This is a genomic window from Streptomyces violaceoruber (assembly GCF_033406955.1).
GTDB classification, from domain to species: Bacteria; Actinomycetota; Actinomycetes; order Streptomycetales; family Streptomycetaceae; genus Streptomyces; species Streptomyces violaceoruber.
Genome location: NZ_CP137734.1, coordinates 1,803,286 through 1,828,299 on the forward strand (window position 1 = coordinate 1,803,286; position 25,014 = coordinate 1,828,299).

Consider the following 25,014-nt stretch of genomic DNA (forward strand, 5'->3'; position numbering starts at 1 on the left):
GACCGGCGGACGGCGGGAACCGGCATGAACAGCATGAACACGGAGGCACGAGACGATGGACGAGGCACGGGCGCGGGAGGTGCTGGCCGCGGCGGGGGTACTGCCCGGCCCGGCGTCGGAGGCGCGGCTGCTGGCCCTCGGCGAGAACGCGGTGTTCGCCGCGGGTGACCTGGCGGTCAAGGTGGGCCGCGACGCGGAACTCCTCGGGCGGGCACGCCGGGAACTGGCCGTCGCACTCTGGCTGGAGGAGGCGGGCGTCCCGGCGGTGCGGGCGGCGGAGGCGACGGCCCTGTTCGTCGACGGGCACCCCGTGACGGTGTGGCGGCGGCTGCCCGAACCGGTGCGGCCCACCGAGCCGCGGGACGTGGCCGCGCTGCTCCGGCTCGTCCACGAGCTGGCCCTCCCCTCCTCCTTCGAGCTGCCGCCCCGCGAGCTGCTCGGCGGTGTGGAACGCTGGCTGCGCCTGGCGGGCGACGTGATCGACCCCGCGGACGCCGCGTATCTGCGTGAGCGCCGGGACGGCTTCGCGTCGGCGGCCGCCGCGCTCACCCCGCACCTGACGCCGGGTCCGATCCACGGGGACGCGCTGCCCCGCAATGTGCACGTCGGTCCCGACGGGCCGGTCCTGATCGACCTGGAGACCTTCTCCGCCGACCTGCGCGAGCACGACCTCGTGGTGATGGCGCTGAGCCGGGACCGCTACGGGCTGCCTGCCGAGGCGTACGACGCCTTCACCGCGACCTACGGCTGGGACGTGCGCGAGTGGGACGGGTGCGCGGTGCTGCGCGGCGCCCGGGAGACCGCGAGCTGCGCGTGGGTGGCCCAGCACGCCCCGAGCAACCCCAAGGCACTGGCCGAGTTCGAGCGCAGGGTGGCGTCGCTGCGGGACGAGGACCCCGAGGTGCGCTGGTACCCCTTCTGACGCGCTGGTGCCCCGTCCGACCCGGGGGTGCGCCGGGCCGGGCGGTGACGGCGCCGGGTCAGACCCGCTCGTCGGCCGGCTCCCCGGCCGACTCGCGCAGCGGCCAGGTCCCGTCGACGACGGCCGTGGCGTCGCCCTTGCGGCGCAGGAAGCTCTGGAAGTCCGCCGCCCACTCGGCGTACCACTCGATCTGGCGGCGGTGCAGCTCCGCCGGACCGAGGGCCGCGACCTTGGGGTGGCGGCCGGCTATCGCGCAGGCGAGCCGGGCCGCCGCGAGGGCGTCGGCCGTGGCGTCGTGGGCGGCGTCGAGCCGGACTCCGTACTCCCGGCAGACCGCTTCCAGGTTGCGCTTGCCCCTGCGGTAGCGGTCGACGGAGCGGTCGATCGTGTACGGGTCGATGACCGGGGCGGGGTCCAGTCCGCCCAGCCGCTCGCGCAGGGACGGCAGCGCGTGGCGCCGCAGTTCGGCGGCGAGCAGGGTGAGGTCGAAGGCCGCGTTGTAGGCGACGACCGGGACGCCCGCCTTCCAGTGGTCCACGAGGACCGTGGCGATGGCGTCCGCGACCTGGTCGGCGGGCCGGCCCTCGCGGGCCGCGCGTTCGTTGCTGATGCCGTGCACCGCGACCGCGTCCGCCGGGATCTCCACTCCGGGGTCGGCCAGCCACTCCCGCCGGCCGAGCGGCTCCGAGCCCCTGACCTCGATCACGGCTCCCGTGACGATGCGCGCCTCGCGCGGATCGGTGCCCGTCGTCTCCAGGTCGAAGCCGATCAGCAGCTCCCGGTGCCAGCCCATGGGCGGTCCCCCTTCTTGGTGGTGCGTTCCCCCAGTGGTCTCCACCCTCGCACGGGCCACTGACAATCAGAGGATCGCATTCCGCTTACCGCCGCACCGACCCCGGGCCCGCCTTCACGACACCGGCCTCGAATCCGCCCACATCAGCTCGAATTCCTCACGGTAGGTGGGGAAAAGTCCCGCCTCGTCGACGCGGTCCGACTTCACGACCTTTCCGCCGTTCCGCCCGTTGCGCAGGACCAGGACCGGCGCTTCCATGCCCCGGGTGCGGCGCAGGTAGGACTGCACCACAGCGATGCCGTCGGCGCCGTCGCCGTCGACGAGGTAGGCCGTGAAGCGGGGCGTCTCGTCGAAGACCTGGATCTCGAAGGCGCCCGGGTCCCGCAGCCGGGCCCGTACCCGGCGCATGTGCAGGATGTTCATCTCCACGGCGCGGCTCAGCTCGCCCCGCTTGATGCCCAGTTCGCGCTCGCGGCGCTTGATCGCGCTGGAGGCCGGGTTCAGGAAGAGCAGCCGTACCCGGCCGCCGCCCTCGGCCATCCGCAGCAGGCGGCGGCCGGAGAAGTTCTGCACGAGCAGGTTGAGGCCGATACCGAGGGCGTCCACGCGGCGGGCGCTGCCGAACAGGTCCTCGGCCGGGAACTGGCGCAGCAGCCGCACCCGGTCCGAGTGCACGGCGACCACGTCGGCGTAGCGGTCCCCGACCAGGTCCTCCACGGCGTCCACCGGGAGCCGGCGCGCGGACGGCACGTCGCTGCCCGCGCCGAGCACCTCGAGGAGTCGCGCCGAGGCCCGCTCGGCCTGGTTCAGGACCGCCTCGGACAGGGCCCGGTTGCGGGAGACGACGTTGCGGGTGACCTCCAGCTCGTCCAGGGCGAGTTCGACGTCGCGGCGCTCGTCCACGTAGGGCTCGAAGCAGGGCCAGTGCTGCACCATCAGCTCGCGCAGCTGGGGCAGGGTGAGGAAGGAGAGGACGTTGTCGTCGGCCGGGTCGAGCAGGTAGCCCTTGCGGCGGCTGACCTCGCGGACCGCGACGGCGCGCTGCACCCACTCCTGGCCGGCGGGTCCGGCGGCGGCGACCACCCAGTCGTCGCCGTGGACCGGTTCGTAGACCGGCCGCAGGACGGCGGCCACGACCGCGCGCAGCCGCTGCTCGACCAGATTGAGCCAGATGTAGGCCCGGCCCGCCCGCTGCGCACGCGTGCGCACCTCGTGCCAGGCCGCCGCGTCCCAGTCCAGTTCCGGACCGATCGCGCCCGCGTTCATCGGCCGCGCCAGGGACACCGCGCCGGGCGGGACGTCCGTGGAGTTCCCCTGGTGACCGTCGTCACCAGGAGGCAGCTCCAGCCCTCCCGAGCCCACCCGAGTACCGCCTTCCGCTCCCCCGGACACACTGCCGGGGACACCCCGTCCCAACGATCAAGGAAGGGTACTCCGGTAGCGGTCCGCGGTGCAGCCCGATGGACGGGCCGGTTTTGCCAACCTCCTTGATCCGCGGGCGCGTTCCGCTCGCGCTCACACCGGGGAGTGAGCGGATTCATAGCGGTGACGTGGCCGGGTGGCGCGACGGTGGTTCCGCGCCCCTCGCGGGGGCCCGTGCGGAGGGAACGCCTCCTGGGTGGGTAGGAGGACGTACGTGCTAGGGCCTGTCCGGCGGATCAGGCCCCAGGAGAGCGACGGTTCACGACCGGCGCAGGCGAGCGGGGGCCGGTGCGTCCAGCTGCAAGGCGGAGGAGGGCGACAGGGCGGAGCCCTGGCAACCGACGACAACGCCGCAGACGGGCGTGCCGGACCCCGCGTCTGCGGCAGGATCCGCCGGACAGGCCCTAGGGTGGTCGCCTCACTTTCGGGGAGACTTCCGGGGGACTCGGAGCCAAGGCGTCCGCACCGGCGCCCCACACCTGAAAGAGTCGTGTTCATGCAGGTCTGGCCTGGAGAGGCGTATCCACTGGGTGCCACGTACGACGGCGCCGGCACCAACTTCGCGGTCTTCACGGAGGCCGCCGACCGAGTAGAGCTGTGTCTGCTGCACGACGACGGTTCGGAGACGGCGGTCGAGCTGCGGGAGAGCGATGCCTTCGTGCGGCACGCGTACGTGCCGGGCGTGATGCCGGGGCAGCGGTACGGCTACCGCGTGCACGGCCCGTACGCCCCGGAGCGCGGACTGCGCTGCAACAGCGCCAAGCTGCTCCTCGATCCGTACGCGCGTGCGATCAGCGGGGAGGTCCAGTGGGGCGAGGAGGTGTACGGCTACCACTTCGGCGCACCCGAACGGCGCAACGACCTCGACTCGGCCCCGCACACGATGACGTCGGTCGTGGTCAACCCGTACTTCGACTGGGGCGACGACCGGCGCCCCCGTACGGAGTACCACCACACGGTGATCTACGAAGCCCACGTGAAGGGCCTGACCATGCGCCACCCGGGCCTGCCCGAGGAGCTGCGGGGCACCTACGCGGCCCTCGCGCACCCGGCGCTCATCGAGCACCTCACGGGGCTCGGGGTGACCGCGCTGGAGCTGATGCCGGTCCATCAGTTCGTCAACGACCACCGGCTGGTGGACATGGGCCTCAACAACTACTGGGGCTACAACACGGTCGGGTTCTTCGCCCCGCACAACGCCTACGCCTCCTGGGGGGACCGCGGCCAGCAGGTGCTGGAGTTCAAGTCCGCGGTCAAGGCGCTGCACGAGGCCGGGATCGAGGTGATCCTCGACGTGGTCTACAACCACACCGCGGAGGGCAACCACCTGGGCCCGACGCTGTCCTTCAAGGGGCTGGACAATCCCTCGTACTACCGGCTGGCCGACGACCCCCGCTACTACATGGACACCACGGGGACCGGGAACTCGCTGCTCATGCGGTCCCCGCACGTACTCCAGATGATCATGGACTCGCTGCGGTACTGGGTCACCGAGATGCACGTGGACGGGTTCCGTTTCGACCTCGCGGCCACGCTGGCCCGGCAGTTCCACGAGGTGGACCGGCTGTCGTCGTTCTTCGACCTGGTGCAGCAGGACCCCGTGGTCTCGCAGGTGAAGCTGATCGCCGAGCCGTGGGACGTGGGCGAGGGCGGCTACCAGGTGGGCAACTTCCCGCCGCTGTGGACCGAGTGGAACGGCAAGTACCGGGACACGGTGCGGGACCTGTGGCGCGGCGAGCCGCGCACGCTGGCGGAGTTCGCGTCCCGGCTGACCGGTTCCTCCGACCTCTACCAGGACGACGGGCGCCGCCCGCTGGCCTCGATCAACTTCGTGACCTGCCACGACGGCTTCACGCTGCACGACATGGTGGCCTACAACGACAAGCACAACCACGCCAACGGCGAGGACAACCGGGACGGCGAGAGCCACAACCGTTCCTGGAACTGCGGTGTCGAGGGCGACACCGACGATCCGGCGGTGCTGGAGCTGCGGGCGCGGCAGATGCGCAACTTCATCGCCACGCTGCTGCTCTCCCAGGGCGTCCCGATGCTCAGCCACGGCGACGAGTTCGCCCGCACCCAGCGGGGCAACAACAACGCCTACTGCCAGGACAACGAGCTGGCGTGGGTGGCGTGGCCCGAGGACGGCCACGACCTCCTGGAGTTCACCCGCGCGATGGTCTGGCTGCGCAAGGACCACCCGGTCCTGCGCAGGCGCCGCTTCTTCCACGGGCGCCCGGTGCAGGGCACCCACGACGAGCTGTCGGACATCGCCTGGTTCACGCCGGAGGGCGCGGAGATGGCCCAGCGGGACTGGAACTCGGCACGGGCCTCCGCGCTCACGGTCTTCCTGAACGGCAACGCGATCTCCGAGCCCGGCACCCGCGGGGAACGCATCGCCGACGATTCGTTCCTGCTGATGTTCAACGCCGCGCCGAGGCCGCTGGACTTCGTGGTGCCGGTCGATCACGGCCGGCAGTGGGAGGTGGTCGTCGACACCGCTCTGACGGCCGGGGTGCCCGCGGGCACGGGCCCGAAGGTGCAGGCCGGGGACCGGCTGACCCTCCTGGACCGGAGCCTGACGGTGTTGCAGCGGCCGGTGTAGGGGGTCTCGCGCCGCACCCGTGCGGGGGACGGTGACAGGAATGGCGGCGGGGCGGGTACGTAGGGTTCCATGACACCTGAGCGACCCAGCCCCGTCTCCCCCGCCTCCGTCCCCTCGGCGACCTACCGGCTCCAGTTGCAGCCGTCCTTCCCGTTCAAGGCCGCGGCGGCGGCCGTGCCGTATCTGGCCTCGCTCGGCGTGTCGCACCTGCACCTGTCGCCCGTCCTCGAGGCGGTCCCGGGCTCGCTCCACGGCTACGACGTCGTCGACCACGCGCGCGTGCGCGCCGAACTGGGCGGTGAGGAGGGTCTGCGGGCGCTGTCGCGCACCGCGCGGGAGCACGGCCTGGGCCTGGTGGTGGACATCGTGCCCAACCACATGGCGATGTCGCCGCGTCACAACCACGCCCTGTGGGAGGTGCTGCGCGAGGGGCCCTCATCGCCCTACGCGCGGTGGTTCGACATCGACTGGCAGGCGCAGGACGGCCGGCTGCTGCTGCCGGTGCTGGGCGCCCCGCTCGGCGAGGTGCTGGACGACCTCCGGGTCGACGGCGACGTGCTGCGCTACCACGAGCACGCCTTCCCGCTGCGGGACGGCACCGCGGACCTGCCGCTGCCACGGCTGCTGGACGCGCAGTGGTACCGCCCGGCGTGGTGGCGGCTGGCCCGCACCGAGCTGAACTACCGGCGCTTCTTCAGCATCTCGGAGCTGATCGGCGTGCGCGTGGAGGACCCGGAGGTGTTCGAGGCGACGCACGGCACCGTCCTGCGGCTGCTGCACGAGGGCGTGATCGACGGACTGCGCGTCGACCATCCCGACGGCCTCGCCGACCCCGACGCGTACCTGGAACGGCTGCACCGGGCGAGCGGCGGACGGTGGACGGTGGTGGAGAAGATCCTCGCGGACGGGGAGCGGCTGCCCGCCGCCTGGCCCGTCGCGGGCACGACCGGCTACGACGCCCTGCGGCACGTCGACGGGCTGTTCACGGACCCCGCCGGCTACGGACAACTGCTCGACCGGTACCGACGGTTCGCCGCCCCGCAGGCGGACCTGGGCGGGGACTGGGCGGCGACGGTGCGGCGCGCGGCGTACGAGGTGCTCACGCACGAGCTGGCCACCGAGCTGGACCGGCTGACCCGGGTGGCGCACCGCCTGTGCGCCGCCGCGCCGGACCCGGCGCTGCGCGACCGGGCGCCCTGGGCGTTGCGCACGGCGCTGGTGGAGCTGCTGGTGCGGCTGGAGGTGTACCGGCCGTACACCTCGGTGGACGCGGCGGCGGTCGTCACCGAGGAGGCGGCGGCCGGGGCGCGGCACGCCTTCACGGTGCCCGAGGAGGCCGGCGCGGTGGACGTCGTACGGGGCCTGGTGCTGGGGCGGTACGGGGACGGACCGGATCACGTGGAGTTCCGGACGCGGTTCGCGCAGACCGCGTCGGCGCTGCGCGCCAAGTCCGTCGAGGACACGGCCTTCTACCGCTACGTACCGTTGCTGTCGGCCACCGAGGTGGGCGGGGATCCGGGCCGTCCGGCCGTGTCGCCGCAGGAGTTCCACGCCTACTGCGCGCGCGTGCAGCGCGACTGGCCCGCCACGGGCACGGTCGTGTCGACCCATGACACCAAGCGCAGCGTCGACGTCCGCGCCGCGCTGGCGGTGCTGACCCAGTGCCCCGCGCGGTGGGCGGACGTCCTGACCGAGGCCGCCGGGGCCACCGGCACGGACGAGGGTCCGCCGGACGGGCAGCTGGCGTGGGCGGCCTGGCAGACGGTGTTCGGTCTGGGCCCGGCGGACCGGGAACGGGTGCGGGAGGCGCTGCTCAAGCACGTGCGCGAGGCGGGGACGCACACCACCTGGACGGAGCAGGACCCCTCGTACGAGGAGGCGGTGGCCCGGTTCGTGGCGGCGGGGCCGGGCGGCGCGCCGGGCGCGCGGGTGACCGCCCTGCGCGAGGCGCTGGCGCCGCACATCCGGGCCAACGTCCTCGGCACGGCCCTGGTCCACCTGACGATGCCGGGCGTACCGGACCTCTACCAGGGCACCGAGCACGAGTACCTGGCCCTGGTGGACCCGGACAACCGCCGCGCGGTGGACTTCCCCGCGGCCGGGGACGAGGGCTGGGCCGGGGGCCCCGGGGCGAAGGCGGCGGTGACGCGGGCGGCGCTGGCACTGCGGGCCCGGCGGCCCGGCGTCTTCGGCGACACGGGGACGTACGAGCCGCTGCCCGCCGAGGGCCCGGCGGCGGCACACTGCGTGGCGTTCGCCAGGTCGGGGCGGACCGTGACCGCCGTGACCCGGCTGTCGCTGCGGCTGGCCGAGGCGGGCGGCTGGCGCGGCACGACGCTGCCGCTGCCGCCCGGCAGATGGGCCGACGCGCTGGCGCCCGGGCGGGAGTTCGCGGGCGACGCGCGCGTGGCGGACCTTTTCGCGGACACGCCGGTGGCGCTCCTGGAGCGGGTGGAGGAGGCGGGAACACGGGGGGACGGCGGCTGATCGCGGGTCAGTCGCGGTGCATCGGCACCGCGGCCTCGGAACCCCGGCCCGGCTCGCCCGAGCGGGCGCCCGCGGCGGCACGCCGTCCGGCCAGTTCGAAGGCGGCGAGCACGACCCGGGTCTGGTACTCCACCTGGCGCCCGACCGGTATCCAGTGCGCCCCGCAGCCGTCGCGGTAGTCGGCGCAGCCCTCGTCGACGAGCCGGTCCAGCTCGGCCAGGACGCCCGCCGGATCGCCCCCGGTACGGGTGACCAGCTGGTGCAGCAGCCCCGCGGTACGCAGCGACAGGCGGCGCCCGGCCAGCCGCAGTGCCACGAGGTGGGAGGTGTTCATCGGCGGCAGTGAGCGGTCGGTCCGGTCGTCGGTGTCGGGGTCCCACTCGTCGGCGAGCCGGGGGCAGACCAGCAGGTAGTCGTCGACCGGTGCGAGCAGGTGCGCCGCCTCCGGCACGGCGGCGAGGTGGGGCCTGAGCCGGGCGAGGACGCGGCGCAGCCGGCGGGTGTCGTGGCGCAGGGTGCGGCTCACGGTGCGCAGGACGCCGTCGCGGTCGACGGGGGGCGAGTCGTCCGCCACGGCCGCAACGCCCCACATGGGAGCCTCGACGACCGCGGTGACGGTGCCGTGGCGCCGCGGGTGGCACCAGGTCGAGTCGACGGCGGCCTCGGTGATGGCGGCGGTCAGGTCGCCGCGGCGGGGCGGCGGGATGCGGTAGACGGCGGGTCCGAGGTCGGGCCAGTACAGGGTGTCGTAGGCGCCGAGTTCGCGGGGTATGCCGAGCCGCGCCGCGGTGTGGGAGATGCGCTGGGCCAGGCCCGGCAGCTCGTGGGTCAGCTCGACGAATCCGCCGCCGACGTCCACGCCGTGCAGGGAGCACTGAAGGAAGGGCCGCAGTTCGTCCTGGAGCGCGAGCAGGGTGCGGGTCTCGGGCAGCGTGGCGCGGTCCGGGCCGTCGGGCAGCCACTCGGGCTGCTCCAGGAAGCCGGGCCGGAAGAAGTTACGGGCGTAGCGGCCGAGGGTGTAGGGGCCGGTGAGCCAGCCCTCGTTGCGGCGCAGGCCGTCGGGGTCGACGCAGAGCAGCAGGTTCCAGGTGGCGTCGGCGCCCTCGGTGAGCCGGGGGTCGGCCACGGCCCGCTCGGCCAGCCGCAGGGCGGTGGCGCCGCCCACGGGCTCGTTCGCGTGCGGGCCGCCGACGACGAGGACCTGGCGGCTGCCGTGGCCGACGGAGAGCAGCAGCAGCGGGCTGCCCGCGCGGGACGTGCCGACACGCCGCAGCCGGGCGTGTCTGGGGTACCGGGCGACGAGTGCGGCGGCCCGGGCGCCCAGCTCGTCCACGGTCGGGTAGCGCAGGAGGGGCGGCAGGGCACACCTCCACGAAGCGGGCCGTCGATTCACCTGGTGTGTGCGGTGTACGCACAGTCAGTCACGACTTGCGGGGTACGTCAACACCACGAAAAGCAAAGCGGTTTCAGCCACGGAGACGGTCACGACTCCTAGTGAAGCGCGGGCCATGGATCCACCCGGAGGGCTCCCACCGGGTCGCCGGGTCGCCGGGTCGCGTCAGTTCGCCGCCAGGCGGAAGGACATCCCGCCGAAGCCGATCTGATCGCCCTCGCGGACGACGGCCGCGCCGATGACCCGCCGCCCGTTGACCGTGGTGCCGTTGGTGGAACCCAGGTCGCGCAGTACCCACATGCCGCCCTGCCGGCTGAGTTCCGCGTGCACCCGGGAGACCGTCTCGTGGCTCAGCCGCAGTCCGCTGGCGGGATCGCGCCCTATGCGCAGCGGATGTCCGGCGCCGGGGTGGGGCAGCAGCAGCTTGGGCAGCCGCTCGGCCCGCCACGCCCGGCCGAGCCGTACGCCGAATCCGGACACCGCCTCGACGGTGCCGAACACCAGCCGGGACAGCCGGTTCTCGGCGGGCAGGTCGGCGGTGAGCACGGCCAGCTCCTCCAGACGGCGGGCGGCGAGCGCCAGCTCCATCCGGCGGATGAACGTGTCGTGCGACAGGCGCCCCATGGCGACGCCGTCCCGGAGCACGCTCAGCGCCTTGTCGCGCTCCGCGTCGGACAGCCGCGCGGGATACGTGGGGAACTCGAAGGACGACGTCACGCAGCTGATTGTCGGTCAGCGGAGCCGGAGTGTCCAGAAAACGGGAAAAGGGCGAGCGCCCCCCGCGCGAGCGTCACGACACCCGCCGCGCGCGAGGGCAATCCCCAGCGGAATGATCCCCTCGTGCTGGAACATGGACGCGCTACATCACGGTGAGCAGACGAAGGGGAACCGTCCGTGCAGTTCGAGGTGTGGGCACCACAGGCCGGCCGAGTGACGTTGCGGTGCGACGGCGCCACGCGCGCGCTGGAGCGCGATCCGGAGCGGCCGGGGTGGTGGTGCGGTGAGGCTCCGGCGCGGGACGGTTCGCGCTACGGCTTCGCGGTGGACGACGGTCCGGTGCTGCCGGACCCGCGCTCGCGCCGCCAGCCGGACGGTCCCGACGGGCTCAGCGCGGTGGTCGACCACGGGCGGTACGCGTGGCGCACTCCGTGGGCCGGACGCCCGCTGCCCGGCGGCGTGCTGTACGAGCTGCACGTGGGGACGTACACCCCCGAGGGGACGCTGGACGCCGCCGCGGAGCGCCTCGGGCACCTGGCGGGGCTTGGCGTCACGCACGTCGAGTTGATGCCGCTGTGCCCCTTCCCCGGGCGGCACGGCTGGGGCTACGAGGGGGTCTCGCTGTGGGCGGTGCACGAGCCGTACGGCGGGCCCGAGGCGCTGAAACGGTTCGTCGACCGGGCGCACGACCTCGGGCTCGGCGTGGTCCTGGACGTGGTGCACAACCACCTGGGCCCGTCCGGCAACCACCTGCCCGCCTTCGGCCCGTACTTCACCGACACCCACCACACGCCCTGGGGCGTCGCCGTGAACCTGGACGCGCCCGGCTCGGACGAGGTGCGGGCGTACCTGGTGGACAGCGCGCTGGCGTGGCTGCGGGACTACCGGCTCGACGGGCTGCGCCTGGACGCGGTGCACGCGCTGGCCGACACGCGCGCGTGCCACTTCCTGGAGCAGTTGTCGACTGCCGTGGACGGCCTGGCGGCCGACCTGGAGCGGCCGCTCTTCCTGATCGCCGAGTCCGACCTGAACGACCCGCGGATCATCACCCCGCGCGCGGAGGGCGGCCTGGGCGTGCACGCGCAGTGGAACGACGACTTCCACCACGCGCTGCACGCCGCCCTGACCGGGGAGTCGCAGGGCTACTACGCCGACTTCGCGCGCGATCCGCTGGCGGCGCTCGCCAAGACCCTGATCCGGGGCTACTTCCACGACGGCACCTACTCCAGTTTCCGGGGCCGTTCGCACGGCCGTGCGCTGGACCGGGGCCGGGTCGCCGCGCACCGGCTGACCGGCTACAGCCAGACCCACGACCAGGTCGGCAACCGCGCCCAGGGCGACCGTCTGGCCTCCCTGGTCTCCCCGGGCCTCGCCGCCTGCGCGGCCACCCTGACCCTGACCGCGCCGTTCACGCCGATGCTGTTCATGGGCGAGGAGTGGGCGGCGGGCACCCCGTGGCAGTTCTTCACCGACCACACCGACCCCCAGCTCGCCCAGGCGGTACGGCAGGGCAGACGGCGGGAGTTCGCCGCGCACGGCTGGCGGGAGGAGGACGTGCCCGACCCGCAGGACCCGGCGACGCGTGAGCGCTCCTGCCTCGACTGGTCGGAGCAGGAGCGCGAGCCGCACGCGCGCGTACTGGACTGGTACCGGCGGCTGATCGCCCTGCGCGCCGAGCAGCCGGACCTGACCGACCCGGACCTGGCCGACACCAGGGTGGCCTACGACGGCACGGGGCGCTGGCTCGCCTTCCGGCGCGGCGACATCCGGGTGGCCGTCAACCTGGGCACCGAGCCGGCGGCGATCCCTCTGGGCAACCGGCCCGCGCGCGTGCTCGCGGCGTGGGAACCGGTGGAGGGGCCGGGCGCGAACGGAATACTGCGGGTGCCGGGCGAGTCGAGCGTGGTGCTGGTCCAGGAGTGAGCAGGGGCGCTCAGGCGGTGTCGTCCCGGCCGTCGTCGCGCAGCTCGGTCACGCGTTCCAGGAGGATCGGTTCCCAGGCGCGTCGCAGCCGGGTCCTGAGCAGCGGCACGGTCGCGGGCAGCGGCCCGCCGCCGTGGCCGTCGAGTGCCTCCGCGAGGTGGATTACCGCGTCGCAGCGGGCCAGCCACAGGCCGCGCAGGCAGGGCCGGGCGCCGTAGCCGGCGAGGGTGGCCGCGCGGACGGCGGCGGGTGAACCCACGGAGAGGGCCAGCCCGGCGATGTCCTCGGCCGGGTCGCCGAGGACCGCGTCGCTCCAGCCGAGGACGCCGCGCACCCGGCCGTCGGCGCTGACCACGAGGTGCCCCCCGGTCAGCCCGTGGTGGACCAGGACCGCCGCGCCCGGCTGGACGCCGAGCTGGGCCGCCGCCTCCCGGGTGAGCCGTTCCGGCCGCGCGGTGTCGAACTCGTCGGCCGCGGCGAGGCGGCGGGCGGCACGCTCGGCGGACTGGCGCAGAGCCTCCAGGGAGCGCGGGGCCGCCCGCGGTACGCCGAGCGTCTCGGCCTGCCGGACCGGCACCTCGCGCAGGCCGGTGAGCAGCGCCGCGAGGTCCGCCTCGCCCAGGGCGGACACGTCGTGGTCCTCGCCCGACCCGCCGGCCACCTTGGCGTCCAGGGTGTACGCGAGTCCCGGCGCCCACTCCCCGTGCGCCACGCTGGCCGGCAGCGCGACCGGCAGGTACGGCCGGACCAGTTCGCGCAGGCGCAGTTCGCGGCGGCCGCGCACCGCGGTCTCCCGGTCGGGGGCCAGCCGCAGTACGTGCCGGGTGCCGACCCACCAGGTGTCGGGTGCGACGCCTTCGGCGACCGGCCGGACGTCGGGTTCCGTGCTCCCGCCCAGCAGGGAGCGGACCAGTCGGCGGACGGTGTCCGCGGTGGGTGTCGGTGCCTGGGTCATGTCGCGCCGTCGTCCTGAAGGGTCTGCCGGGGCGTTCGGGGTCGGTCCGTCACCGGTCACTCGACGACGACCATCTCCCGGGTGGTGTCGTTGAGCCGCCTGCCGCCGTCCTCGGTGACGGTGACGATGTCCTCGATGCGTACCCCGAACCGGCCGGGCAGATAGACGCCGGGCTCGACGGAGAAGCACATGCCGGGCACCAGGGGCCGCTCCTCGCCCTCGATCATGTACGGCGGTTCGTGCGTGGTGACGCCGATGCCGTGCCCGGTGCGGTGGATGAAGTACTCGCCGTACCCGGCGCCGGCGATGACCGCGCGGGCGGCCCGGTCGACGTCCTGGCAGGCGGCGCCGGGGCGCACCGCGCAAAAGCCGGCCTCCTGCGCCTCGCGGACCAGGTCGTGCACCCGGCGCTCCTCGTCGGTGGGTGCGCCCACGTGGACGGTGCGGGAGGTGTCCGAGCCGTAGCCGTCCTTGAGGCCGCCGAAGTCGAGGACGATCATGTCGCCGTCCTCGATGACGCGGTCGCCGACCTCGTGGTGCGGGTTGGCGCCGTTGGGTCCGGAGGCGACGATGGTGAAGTCGACCTGGGAGTGCCCGAACCGGCGCAGCAGGTCGGCGAGGTCGGCGGCGACCTCGGACTCCCGGCGCCCGCCGAAGCGGACCCGCCGGATCTCCTCGAAGGCGGCGTCCGCGGCCGCGCCCGCCGCCGCCAGCAGCTCCAGCTCCGCCGCGTCCTTGACGGCGCGGAGCATCGGCAGCGCCTCGGTGAGGGAGGCGTACGAGGTGTCGGGCAGGGTGCGCTGGAGCGCCAGCAGGTGCATGGCCCAGGCGTTGTCGCTGATGCCGAAGCGTCCGGATCCGTCGAGGAGGGCGGCGGTGGCCGCGTAGGGGTCCTTGCCGTCGGTCCAGTCGCGCAGGGTCAGGGCGGGGGCGCCGGCCGCCTTCGCCGCGTCGGGGGCCTCGAGCGTCGGGACGACGAGCACGGGGTCGCGGTCCGGGGCGAGGACGAGCAGGGTAAGCCGTTCGGTGTCCGCCGTGGGCGCGTAGCCGGTGAGCCACACCAGGTCCGGGCCCGGGGCCACCAGCAGCCCGGCGAGGCCGGCGTCGGCGGCCGCCCGGGCGGCGCGCTCCATACGGGCCCGGTAGTCGTCGGCGGTGAAGGAAGCGGCGGGGCTGCTGCCGGTCATCCGGGCCTCCCGGGGCGGAAGAGTGGGCGGAGGAGGGAAGGGACCACGGGCAGCATCCTGCCCGCAGGACGGGGGCGACGCGAGCCGATTGGGATTGATCGACCCTGACGACTAATGGTTGTATGTCACTCAAGCATTAACATCGGGGGTGTCGCGGTCCGGGCGCCCGGAGGAGGCCGACACCGTGCTCGTACTCGCGCACATCAGCGATCTGCACCTGGACGGAAGCCCGCGGGCGACGGAGCGCGCCGAGCGGGTGCGCGAGAGGCTGTGGCGGCTGCCGGGGCGGGTGGACGCGCTGCTGGTCACCGGGGACATCGCGGACCACGGCACGGAGGCGGAGTACGAGGAGGCCGCCCGCGTCCTGGGCCTGCGGGACGGCTCCGCGCCGTTCCCCGTACTGACCTGCCCGGGCAACCACGACAGCCGCGCCCCCTACCGCAAGGCCCTGCTCGGCCGCCCCGCCGCCGACGGCCCCGCCAACGAGGTGCACGTCTTCGACGGCGGCGCCGTCCTGATGTGCGACTCCAGCATCCCGGGCAGCGACGAGGGGGAGCTGGACGGGGAGACGTACGACTGGATCGAGGCCTCGCTCGACGGTCTCGACGACGGCCTTCCGGCCCTGCTCGCCTTCCACCACCCGCCCACGCCCGTGCACCATCCCCTGCCCGACTCCTACCGGCTGCGCCACCCCGAGCGCCTGGCCGCGCTGCTGGAGCGCAGGCCCGGGATCGCCGGGCTGATCACGGGGCACGCGCACTCGCCCGCGGCCACCGTGTTCGCCGGGCGGCCGCTGGTGGTGGGACCCGGGGTGACGTGGACGCTGCGGCTGCCCTGGGAGGGCGAGCAGGTCGCGGACCGGGACGCGCCGGTCGGGCTCGCCTTCCACGTGCTGGACGACGCCGGACGGCTCACGAGCCACTTCCGCACGGTCACGTGACGACGCCCGGTACGGCCGTCAGCTGCTGGTAGCCGCCGCTGCGGTGGCGCACGGTGAGCTTGACCTCCTTGCCCGGCCCGGCGCTGGCCACGGCGTGCGCCAGGTCGGTCGCCGAGTCGACGCGGGTCGTGCCGACGGCGAGCAGTACGTCGCCCCGCACCAGGCCCGCCGCGTACCCGGGGCCCGGCACGTGGACGCCGACGACCCGGGCCCCGGGCTTCTCGTCGTCCACGGCTTCGACCCCGAGGGTCGCGCCGGCCGGTGCCGGGGAGGGGGACCGGCCGGCGGACGGACCGGCCGACGGGTGCGCCGGGGCGCCCCGGGTGCCCGTCGCCGTCCCGGTGGCCCCCTGCTCTCCCGCTCCTCCGGCCCCTCCGGCCCCGCCCGGGCCCTGCGCCGCGGCCCGCTGCTGCAGTTCGGCGAGCTTGCTCATGCCGATCACCGTGGCGCCCACCGTGCCGAGTCCCACGCCCGTGAGGAGCAGTACGGCCGCGGCGAGCACGCCGAGCAGCAGGGTGGTGAGCCGCCGGCGGCGCCGACGGCCGGTGTGGGGGTGCCGGGCACCGTCGGGTTCGGTGCCGGGCCCCGGATCCCGGCCGGGCATCGGCTTGGGACGCAACGCTGTCTGTTCCATGGATCGCCTCCGGCAGGTGCTCTACCCGGCGCACCGGCCCGTGACGAGCCACGAAAGAGTGAGACTGAACGTCCGTCAGCGCGTCAGTGCGTCAGTGCGGGACTGCTCCTCGGCACGGGCGGGGCCGGGATCCGGTCCGGCAGGAAGCCGTGGGTGCGTCCCGCCAGGTACTCGGCCTTGTAACGGGGGACGTTCCGGTGCCAGTTGAGGATGCCGGCCATCCAGTTCTGCAGGTCGGTGACGTAGCCGCGCATGACGGTCCGCGCCTCCTCGGAGAGCTGGAAGTCGTCGTAGACGACGGGGAGTTCGTGCGCGACGACGTGCTCGAACTGGCGCATGCGCTGGTTCATCAGGTCCTGCACGACGCCCAGGGCGGCCGGATAGTCGACGCCGAAGAAGTTCTGCACGACGAGGACCGCGTTGTGGATCTCGCCCTCGTACTCGATCTCCTTCTGGTAGGAGAAGACGTCGTTGAGCAGGCACGCGTAGTCGATCGCCGCGTTCTCCAGGGAGCGGACGGGGCCGCTGCGGTAGACCTCGGGCGGCACCGCCGGGCCGTGTCCGGCGCGGCACAGGCCCAGGGTGAGGTCGGATCCGAAGGTGGCGCGCCGCATCTCCAGGTAGTCCACGGGATCGGGGACACGGTTCTGGATCTGGTTGGACAGCTCCCACAGCCAGGCCTCGGTCATGTCGTCGACGGCCTTCTTCAGCGGGCGCCGCTCCTCGGGCGTCATACCGGCCGTCGTGCGCACCCACAGGTCGATCAGGGAGCGTTCCATCGCGTTGCCGGGCGGTGGGACGGGCTCGCCGTCGAGCGGCATGCAGTCCGACAGGCGGGTGGTGGTCAGCCGGGCGGCGGCGAGGTCCCGGCGGTGGCCGTAGACCAGCGGGTAGTAGTCGTCGCCGTACGTGCCGAAGGCCAGCCAGCCGGAGGCGAGGTCGAGCTGGTCCTGGGTGGCGTCCGGGTCGAGTCCGGCGGCGCACAGCGGAAGGTCGCAGCTCTCCAGCTTGTCCTCGTCCCAGACGCCCTCGCTGAGGATGCCCATCTCCCGGCACCACTCGGACAGGTGCCGCCGGGCACCGTCCAGGGCGGGGCTCAGCTCCAGCGGGAAGGGCATGCGGATGTCGGGGATGACGGACGGGCCGACCTTCTGGAAGGGCACGTACGTGTAGGAGCGGGCCCGTTGGGCGACCGCGTCGGCGAGCAGTGCTCCCACGTCCGCCGCGGAGGTGCCGGGCCCGGTCAGCGCCTGCCAGCCGGCCAGGGGCCGCTCCCCCTTGTTCATGTAGCGGCTGGAACGCATGTGCCACTCGTGGCCGCCGGACTGCCAGTCCTGGAGGCCCTTCGTGTACGCGCCGACGGCGGCGACCTCCGGCGGGGTCAGGCCGTTCTCCAGGGCGACGGCGGGCACCTCGGTGAACGCGGTGTGCTCGAACTGGTGCAGCCGCGAGGTGAGGACGTCGTTGACCAGTTCGGCGGCCTCCTGGGTGGTGCAGCCGAAGAAGGTCTCCAGCACCAGCACCCCGTTGCTCAACTCGCCCTCGTCCTCGACCTCGCGCTGGTAGGAGAAGAGGTCGTTGCGCAGGTGCACGGCGTCGGAGAACGTCTCCATCAGCACCCTGAGCGGCCTGGTCCCGGCGACGGCGGCGGGCACCTCGGCGGTCGCGTACTCCACGAGCCCGGCCGACCACGGGGCGCCGCCGACCTTGCGGCGCATCTCGATGTACTCGACCGGGTTGGCGACCCGCCCCTCGTTGATGTTGGACAGCTCCCACATGGACTCGTTGAGGAGGTGCTCGGTGGCGACGGCGAAGCGGCGGCGCCAGTCCGCCGACATCGCGGGCACCGTGCGGGTCCACAGGTCGGCGAGTCCGGCCTCCACCGGATTCCGCGGCTCGGGCATCCCGGCGGCGTCGTCGAGCGGCATGAACAGCGGGAGCCGGTCCAGGTGGGCCTTGCCGGCGAGGCGGTCCTGGCTGCGTTTGTACTTCTCCAGGAAGTGGTCGTCGAAGAAGAAGACCCACACGTACCAGTCGGTGATGAGGGAGAGCGCCGGCCCGTCGCAGTCGGGGTGGGTGTAGGCGCAGAGCAGGCCGTAGTCGTGGGCTTCGAGGTCGGACTGCTCCCAGACCCCGGAGCCCTCCAGCATGCCCATCTCGCGCGCCCACGTCGTCGAGTGGGCGCGGGCCTCGTCGAGATGCGGGTTGAGCCGTGCGGGGTGCGGCAGGTAGAAGTGCGGGAGTTGGAAGGGCTGTTGCGTCATGGCCCGGCCCTACCCAGGGCCCTTCGACCGCATCCGCCGGGCCGCACATGATCACACCATCGCGTGAATCAGCCCGGAATGCGGGAACTTCTCCCGCCGTTCTCCCTCGGCTGCCCGCCGCTCCTTCTCGGCTCCTTCTCAGCTCCTGACCTGGATCAGGGCGTGCGTGCCGCTCGTCCGCCAGCGCCGCTCGCCGCTCGCGTCCAACGCGGCCTCGGTCTTCGCGTCGAGCCCGGTGACCACGTCGGACTTCAGGGTGCGCAGCGCCGCGACCGGGCCGGGGAAGTACGCGGTGACCCGCGCGAAGGAGGTGGTCGGCGGCCACCACCGGTCGCCCACCAGGCGCCGGTAGTTCAGGTCGCCCTTGAGGACGGTGACGGTGGCCGCGGCGAAGTCCTCGCGCAGGTCGTCGGGCATGTCCGCGTAGGGCAGCGGGGCGCAGGAGAAGGGGTGGGCGCGGACGGTGACGCGGCCGTCGGTCAGCGCGGTCCAGAGCCGCTCGCCGTGGGCCGCGGCCGCGCCGCCCGCCGCGACCAGCCGCCGCAGGGCGTCGAGCACGTCGGTGGGCGTGGCGTCGGAGACGTAGTACGGGTACGGCTTGACGTGCAGGACGGCCCGGTCGACGCGGCCCTCGGCGAGGAGGTGCGAGACGAGGAGCAGGTCGGGGACGAGTTCGCGGCCCGCGTTGTCGGCGACGAGGCACAGCGTGGCCGGACCCCGCTCCGCGGGGCCCGTGCCGGGGGCCGGGAACAGGGACCAGAGGGCGTCGCTGTCGTCGGCGACGAGTGCCTCCACCGCGCCCTCGGTGCCGGCGCCCCGGTCGGAGAGGCGGAAGCCCAGGTCGGCGCGGTTGCCCCACAGCGAGCCGTGCAGCAGCGCCCGGGTCCGCTCCTCGGTGGGCAACTCGTCGAGACCGTCGAGCGCGGCGAGCTCCGCGTCCGTCTCCGGCGCGTCGAGTTCGGCCAGTTTGGCGGGCCGGAAGGGGTCGACGCCCTGCCAGGCGCCGGGACCGAAGTAGCCGACGGCGTCGAGGAGCCGGCGGTAGAAGTGGCTCTCGGCCCACAGCCAGGGCACGTCGTACCAGGAGCGTCCCGCGTACGCGTCCATGCCCCACCGCGCCCAGCGGTCCCGGTCGCGGCCGGTGGGGTCGGCGTCGGCGGGCAGCGGCTCGACCACGCCGTCGGCGCAGCTCGCGAGCAACGCGTCGAGCGCGCGCAGCCGTTCGGGGCCGAAGGGGAAGGCGTCCCGCACCTGCCGCACGATGGCGGGGTGCCGCTCGGCGAGCACGCCGTGCGGGAAGGAGCCGGGCTCGTCGCCGAGGATGACGGGGGCGGTCACGGACGGGGTGTCGGCCATGCGCGTCACCGTACCGGTCGGACCGCACGCGTCCCCGGTTCCGGGCGGTGGGGCCGAGCGCGTCCCCGGTTCCGGGCGATCGGGCCGAGCACACGCCCGGCACCGGGCAATCGGGCCGAGCACGACCCCGCGCCGGGCAATCGGGCGGGACGCGACCCCCGCGCCGGACGGTCAGCCCAAGCGCGACCCGCGCCGGACGATCAGCCCGGGCACGACCCCGCGCCAGGTGATCGGGCCGAGCGCGACCCCATTCCGGGCGGTCGGCCCGGGCGCGACCCCGCGCCGGACGGTCAGGCCGTGCCCGTCTCCTGTTCCAGGCGGGCCGCGAGGGTGACGTAGCGGGCGCGCCGGGTCACCGGGACCATGCCCCGGATCAGGATGTACCACATCTCCGCGAGGCGGCGGGGCTCGCGCCCGGCCGGTTCGAGGGTGCCGCCCACGACGCGGGTGCCGACGACGGAGCAGACGAGGGTGTGGGCGACGGAGTCGACGTCGATGTCCTGGTGCACGTCGGACTGCCGCACCGCGTCCAGCAGCCGGGACGTGGCGATCTCCCGCCACTCGGTGAAGGGGTGCGGCAGGGGCGGCCGTACCGGTACGCCCGCGGTGGCGAGCCGCAGCCCGGCCCGCAGCACCGGTCCCTGTACGCAGAGCCGGGCCATGCCGAAGGTGAGGCGCATCAGCGCCTCCAGCGAGGAGTAGCCGCGCCCGTCCAGGTCCTTCGCCAGCCGGCGGGAGGTGCGGGACTGTATCTCCAGGATGGCGTGCGCGAGGTCTTCCTTCGCCGCGAAGTGGAAGTACAGGGCGCCCTTGGTGACCCCGGCGTGGGCGACTATCTCGCTCAGGGTCGTCGACTCGTAGCCGCGGCGGTCGAACAGGTCGGCCGCCGCACCGATGATCGTCGCGCGGGTCTGCTCGGCGCGTAGCTGCCTCGCCATCGGCTGGATTCTCCCGGGCTGGAACTCAACAGACCGTGCCGCCTGCCTTTACCCCCGGCACACGATAACCCACCGGCTAACTGTCCGTCAGATCAGCTTCCCGGCGCCCCGGGCGCCCACGGACGCCGCCGGGCATACCGCCCGGCATTCCGCTTCGGCCCGCTTTCGCCACCCCCGTTCATCACGATGCGGCACCGACAACTCAGAGCAGTTCGCTGGTCACTTGACTACCAGCGGTCACACACGGTTTGCTCCGGCCAGGCGAGTTTCACCCGGTTGGCGCACTGACCCGCGGCTCCGGGCCGGCCCGTCCCGTTCCTCCTGCTCGGCCGCACAGCGAGGTGCCCCCGCCCCCATGAGTACAGCTCCCCCGCCCACCCACTCCCCCGGACCCGCGCGCGCCGCGGCCCTCACCGCGGCCGTCTGCCTGCTGGTGGCCGGCTGCTCCGCCCTCGGCGGGGACGAGGACGGCTCGGCGGCGGACGCCGCGGGCGGGTCCGGCGGCGACCGGATGAAGATCGTCATGGTCACCCACGGCGGTGAGGGCGACGCCTTCTGGGACCGGGTGCGCAAGGGCGCGGAGGCGGCGGCCGCCAAGGACGGCGTCGACCTGACCTACGCCGGGGACGCCGACACCGCCGACCAGGCCGACCTCGTGCGGGACGCCATCCGTGACAAGGCCGACGGCATCGCCGTGACCCTGGCCAAACCGCAGGCGATGAAGGCACCGGTCGCCGAGGCGAAGGCGGCCGGGATCCCGGTGGTCGGCCTCAACTCCGGCATCGACGCCTGGCGGTCCACCGGGCTCCTGGAGTACTTCGGGCAGGACGAGAGCGTCGCGGGCCGCGCCGTCGGCGACAAGCTGGACGACCTCCGGGCGAAGCACGCCCTGTGCGTCATCCACGAGCGCGGCAACGTCGCCCTGGAGGCGCGCTGCGCCGGTGTGAAGAAGACCTTCGGCGGCGAGACCGAGATGCTCTACGTCGAGGGCACCGACATGAAGGCGGTCGGCGCGGCCGTCACGGCCCGGCTGCGGCAGGACCCCAGCATCGACGAAGTCGTCATGAACGGCGCGGCGTTCGCCCTCACCGCGGTCGAGGCGGTCGACGAGGCGGGCAGCGACGCCCACGTCGCCACCTTCGACCTCGACAACGACCTGGTGGCCGCCGTCAAACGCGGGGACGTCCAGTTCGCCGTGGACCAGCAGCCGTATCTGCAGGGCTATCTCGCGGTGGACGCGCTCTGGCTCTACCGCACCAACGGCAACGTCAGCGGCGGCGGCGTGGCCCCCGTGCTGACCGGCCCCGCGTTCGTGACCCGGACCAACGCCGACTCGGTCGCCGAGTTCGCCGCGGGCGGCACCCGGTGACCGGGCCCCGCGGCCGCCGACACCTCCGCACCCCCGCCACCCCGCCCCACTGATCGCCTAGGACGACGATGCCTGCACGGAAGTCACGGAAGAAGGGTGCCCGGCGCCGCCTCGGCTCCATACGTCTCTCCCTGATCCTCCTGGCCCTGGTCCCCGGCGTCACCCTCGCGGCCGTGTGGGGCGTCACGACGATCCAGATGTTCTCGGAGGGCCTGCGGCTGCGCGCGCAGACGCAGCTGAGCCGCGACACCGGCGCCATGGGCACCGAGGCCACCCTGGCCCTGCAGAAGGAGCGCAGCCTGTCGGCCGCCTGGCTGGCCGCACCGGACGGCGACCGGAGCGAACTGGACGCGCAGCGGAAGAAGACGGACGCGGCGGTCGCGCAGTTGGTCGGCCAGTCCGACGCGATCGAGAGCGCGCCCACCCGGGTCTCGGACCGGCTGTACTCGGTGCTCGGCTCGGTGGGCAGCCTGGAGTACTACCGCAACCAGGTCGACGACCCCAGCGACATCACCGCCGAGCAGGCGCTCGACCAGTACACCTCGATCGTCGACGAGCAGATCCACGCCTTCCAGGAGCTCTCCCAGGTCGACGACGGCGACCTCACCTCCCAGGCGGGCCCGCTGGTCGCCCTGGAGCACGCCGCCGAGCTGGTCTCCCAGGAGGACGCCCGGCTCACCCTGGCCTGGCCGTCCGGCCGGATGGACGAGGAGCAGTGGTCCCGGTTCGCCCAGCTGGTGCACACCCGCCGCTGGCTGGTGCAGGACCAGATCGTCCCCTCTCTGACCGGCAGTGCGAAGACCCAGACCGAGCGGATCCTCGCCAGCTCCGAGTGGAAGTCCCTGCAGGACGTCGAGGACCAGGTGCTCGAGGCCCGTTCGGCGGGCCGGGGCGACCGGATCGACCTGCCGGACGCACGGCAGCGCTGGATCACCGCCTTCGAGAAGATCTCCACCCAGTACGGGCAGCTCATCCGGCAGCAGACGGACGGGCTCCTCGACCGCAGCGCCGAGGAGGCCCGGGGCCTGCTGATCAAGGCCGGTGTCCTCAGCGCGGGCGGCCTGATCGCCCTGCTGCTCTGCATCGTGATGTCCTGGCGCATCACCCGCTCGCTGTCCCGGCGGCTGCGCGGGCTGCGGCTGGCCACCCTGAGCCTGGCCGAGGAGCGGCTGCCCGACGTGGTGGCCCGCCTCGAACGGGGCGAGACGGTCGACGTGGAGTCGGCGACCCCGCCGCTGGACTACGGGCGCGACGAACTCGGCCAGGTCGCGCAGGCGTTCAACACGGCGCAGCGCACCGCCGTGCACACCGCCGTCGAACTCGCCGACACCCGGCGCGGCTTCCAGAAGGTCATCCTGGGCATCGCGCGGCAGAGCCAGAACCTCGTCAACATGCAGCTCGGCAAACTGGACGCCCTGGAGCGGGAGCACACGGACCCCGAGATCCTCAAGGGCCTGTACGAGCTGGACTCCACGGCCAGTCAGCTGCGGCGCTACGAGGAGAACCTCGTCATCATCAGCGGCGAGCAGCCCCGGCGCACCTGGCGCGAGCCCGTGTCGCTGGTCGACATCCTGCGCAGTGCCGTCGGCGAGGTCGCCGAGTACCAGCGGGTGGAGCTGCACGCCGACGAGGAGGTGGCCCTCGCCCCGCCCGCGGTGGCCGACGTGATCCACCTCCTGGCCGAGCTGATCGACAACGCGACCGCGTACTCCCCCGCGCCCAACCCGGTCGGCGTGCGGGCGGCGCTGGTGGCCAAGGGCCTGGCCGTGGAGATCGAGGACCGCGGGCTCGGCCTGTCGGAGGAGGACTACGCGTCGTTCAACGCCCAGCTGGCGGTGGCCCCGCAGTTCGACGTGGTGGCGCTCGCCGACGACCTGCGGCTCGGCATGTTCGTCGTGGCCCGCCTCGCGCACCGGCACGGCATCACCGTCACGCTGCGGCCCTCGCCGTACGGCGGGACCACGGCGATCGTGCTGATCCCGCACGACATCGTGGTGCGGGAGCCGGCCGGTGGGGCGGACGGCACGGGTGCCGCGGCGAACGGCGCGCGGGCCCCCTGGGTCGCCGCGCCCACCGCGCGCGACTCGGCCGACCCGGCGGGCCCGGCCATCGGCACCGGCAGCGTCACCGGCACCGAGACCGGCCAGGCAGCCCCGGGCGCCGCGGCCGGGCGGTCCGCCACGGCCTCGGTGGCGGGGGACCCGTCCGGCGACCCCCGGCCGGTGCGCCCCGTACGGTCGTCCCGGCCGGCGCCCGCGGGCCCGGCCGCAGCCGGGGCGGGTTCCCCCCGCGGCCACTCCGGCGCCTCCGCGCACGACGCCTCCGACGGGCGCGGCGGACTGGCGCCGCTGCCCCGCCGGGTACCGCAGACCAGCCTCGCCGCCGAACTGCGCGACGAGGATCCGGGCGGCCGCCGGGACGGCTCGGACCACGCGGCCGCCGACGCCTACGCCGACTTCACGGCCGAGCGCGCCGCGTCGTCCCTCGCCGGTTTCCAGCGCGGCACGCTGCGGGCCCACACCGATGACGACGCGGACGAAGCAGCCGACCCGCGCGCAGCACACGAAGCAGACGAGGCGGCCGAAGGCGTCGGTGGCGCGGACGACCGCGCCACCGACGGGCACGCGCTCTCCTCCGCCGCCCACTCGACCCCGACCGCCGACCGCCGACCGCCCACGAAGGACACGCGATGACCCGACCCTCCCCCGCCACGCACACCGAGCTGGACCAGTTGCTCACCGGACTCGTGGAGCGGGTCGCCGACGTGAACCAGGCCGTGGTGCTCTCCGAGGACGGCCTGGTCGTCAGCAAGTCCACCGGGTTCCTGCGGGACGACGCCGAGCGGCTGGCGGCTACCGCGTCGGGTCTGATGAGCCTCAGCAAGGGCGTCAGCATGGACTTCCGGGGCGGCCCGGTGCGCCAGGCGCTCATCGAGATGGCCAACAGCTACCTGATACTCACCTCCGCGGGCCCCGGCGCGCACCTGGTCGTGCTCACCGGGCCGAACGCCGACGTCGGCGTGGTGGCGTACCAGATGAACATGCTGGTGAAGAAGATCGGCGAGCACCTGAGCGCGGCACCGCGGGCCACCGCCGGCCCCGGCGAGTGA

General features: G+C 73.9%; 18 protein-coding genes. 8 read left to right on the forward strand and 10 right to left on the reverse strand.

Annotation, left to right across the window (positions count from 1 at the left end; genetic code table 11):
• Nucleotides 1-55: 55 nt before the first annotated feature.
• Nucleotides 56-922 carry a phosphotransferase enzyme family protein gene (locus R2E43_RS07920; RefSeq protein ID WP_332056054.1) on the forward strand — a complete coding sequence of 289 codons (867 nt, stop codon included), beginning with the start codon at nucleotides 56-58 and terminating at the stop codon, nucleotides 920-922.
• Between the two features lie 58 nt (nucleotides 923-980).
• Here the strand turns inward: R2E43_RS07920 and R2E43_RS07925 are convergent, their stop codons facing one another.
• Nucleotides 981-1,715, reverse strand: a complete 735-nt coding sequence (locus R2E43_RS07925; protein WP_332056055.1) for a 3'-5' exonuclease — start codon at nucleotides 1,713-1,715, stop codon at nucleotides 981-983.
• 114 nt (nucleotides 1,716-1,829) lie between these two features.
• A complete protein-coding gene (locus tag R2E43_RS07930; RefSeq protein WP_011030641.1) occupies nucleotides 1,830-3,077 on the reverse strand; it encodes an SAV2148 family HEPN domain-containing protein in 1,248 nt (415 codons plus the stop codon).
• Between the two features lie 556 nt (nucleotides 3,078-3,633).
• On the opposite strand from R2E43_RS07930, the gene glgX reads away from it, so the two are divergent.
• Both glgX and treY read left to right on the forward strand, forming a co-directional pair.
• A complete protein-coding gene (gene glgX / locus R2E43_RS07935) occupies nucleotides 3,634-5,742 on the forward strand; it encodes a glycogen debranching protein GlgX (protein WP_030864245.1) in 2,109 nt (702 codons plus the stop codon).
• A 69-nt stretch (nucleotides 5,743-5,811) separates the two neighbouring features.
• A complete protein-coding gene (gene treY, locus R2E43_RS07940) occupies nucleotides 5,812-8,229 on the forward strand; it encodes a malto-oligosyltrehalose synthase (protein WP_332056056.1) in 2,418 nt (805 codons plus the stop codon).
• Nucleotides 8,230-8,236: 7 nt separating this feature from the next.
• On the opposite strand, the gene R2E43_RS07945 is transcribed toward treY, so the two are convergent.
• Complete coding sequence (locus R2E43_RS07945; protein WP_016327597.1) at nucleotides 8,237-9,562, reverse strand: M14 family zinc carboxypeptidase; 1,326 nt, start codon at nucleotides 9,560-9,562, stop codon at nucleotides 8,237-8,239.
• 225 nt (nucleotides 9,563-9,787) lie between these two features.
• Nucleotides 9,788-10,339, reverse strand: coding sequence for a DUF1707 and FHA domain-containing protein (locus R2E43_RS07950; RefSeq protein ID WP_003972841.1), 552 nt, complete (start codon nucleotides 10,337-10,339; stop codon nucleotides 9,788-9,790).
• 177 nt (nucleotides 10,340-10,516) lie between these two features.
• Between R2E43_RS07950 and treZ the strand changes: the two genes are divergently transcribed.
• The gene (treZ, locus tag R2E43_RS07955; RefSeq protein ID WP_332056057.1) at nucleotides 10,517-12,262 is read left to right on the forward strand and encodes a malto-oligosyltrehalose trehalohydrolase; all 1,746 of its coding nucleotides are present in this window, start codon (nucleotides 10,517-10,519) and stop codon (nucleotides 12,260-12,262) included.
• A gap of 10 nt (nucleotides 12,263-12,272) precedes the next feature.
• Here treZ and R2E43_RS07960 read toward each other — a convergent pair whose 3' ends face one another.
• Together R2E43_RS07960 and R2E43_RS07965 are read right to left on the reverse strand one after the other, a co-directional pair.
• Complete coding sequence (locus tag R2E43_RS07960; RefSeq protein ID WP_332056058.1) at nucleotides 12,273-13,217, reverse strand: aminoglycoside phosphotransferase family protein; 945 nt, start codon at nucleotides 13,215-13,217, stop codon at nucleotides 12,273-12,275.
• Nucleotides 13,218-13,273: 56 nt separating this feature from the next.
• Nucleotides 13,274-14,404, reverse strand: a complete 1,131-nt coding sequence (locus tag R2E43_RS07965) for an aminopeptidase P family protein (RefSeq protein WP_003972844.1) — start codon at nucleotides 14,402-14,404, stop codon at nucleotides 13,274-13,276.
• A gap of 184 nt (nucleotides 14,405-14,588) precedes the next feature.
• Here R2E43_RS07965 and R2E43_RS07970 point away from each other — a divergent pair, with 184 nt between their 5' ends.
• Nucleotides 14,589-15,344: a metallophosphoesterase gene (locus R2E43_RS07970; RefSeq protein ID WP_016327595.1), complete on the forward strand. Its 756-nt coding sequence runs from the start codon at nucleotides 14,589-14,591 to the stop codon at nucleotides 15,342-15,344.
• Here the strand turns inward: R2E43_RS07970 and R2E43_RS07975 are convergent.
• The 4 genes from R2E43_RS07975 to cprB form a co-directional block, all read right to left on the reverse strand.
• Complete coding sequence (locus R2E43_RS07975) at nucleotides 15,337-15,978, reverse strand: PDZ domain-containing protein (protein ID WP_191850512.1); 642 nt, start codon at nucleotides 15,976-15,978, stop codon at nucleotides 15,337-15,339. The genes R2E43_RS07970 and R2E43_RS07975 overlap by 8 nt on opposite strands.
• Before the next feature lie 83 nt (nucleotides 15,979-16,061).
• Nucleotides 16,062-18,242 (reverse strand): germacradienol/geosmin synthase Cyc2, encoded by a 2,181-nt coding sequence (cyc2, locus tag R2E43_RS07980; RefSeq protein WP_332056059.1) that lies wholly within the window; start codon nucleotides 18,240-18,242, stop codon nucleotides 16,062-16,064.
• 138 nt (nucleotides 18,243-18,380) lie between these two features.
• Entirely contained in the window at nucleotides 18,381-19,598 is a 1,218-nt protein-coding gene (locus R2E43_RS07985) for a damage-control phosphatase ARMT1 family protein (RefSeq protein ID WP_319125233.1), read from the reverse strand.
• Nucleotides 19,599-19,888: 290 nt separating this feature from the next.
• Entirely contained in the window at nucleotides 19,889-20,536 is a 648-nt protein-coding gene (gene cprB, locus R2E43_RS07990; protein WP_011030630.1) for a transcriptional regulator CprB, read from the reverse strand.
• Nucleotides 20,537-20,891: 355 nt separating this feature from the next.
• Between cprB and R2E43_RS07995 the strand changes: the two genes are divergently transcribed.
• The 3 genes from R2E43_RS07995 (at nucleotide 20,892) to R2E43_RS08005 (ending at nucleotide 25,014) form a co-directional block, all read left to right on the forward strand.
• A complete protein-coding gene (locus R2E43_RS07995) occupies nucleotides 20,892-21,905 on the forward strand; it encodes a substrate-binding domain-containing protein (RefSeq protein WP_011030629.1) in 1,014 nt (337 codons plus the stop codon).
• Nucleotides 21,906-21,973: 68 nt separating this feature from the next.
• On the forward strand, nucleotides 21,974-24,598 hold the full coding sequence (locus R2E43_RS08000) for a sensor histidine kinase (protein WP_332056060.1): 2,625 nt from the start codon (nucleotides 21,974-21,976) through the stop codon (nucleotides 24,596-24,598).
• Nucleotides 24,595-25,014, forward strand: a complete 420-nt coding sequence (locus tag R2E43_RS08005) for a roadblock/LC7 domain-containing protein (protein WP_003972853.1) — start codon at nucleotides 24,595-24,597, stop codon at nucleotides 25,012-25,014. The genes R2E43_RS08000 and R2E43_RS08005 overlap by 4 nt, the downstream gene beginning before the upstream one ends.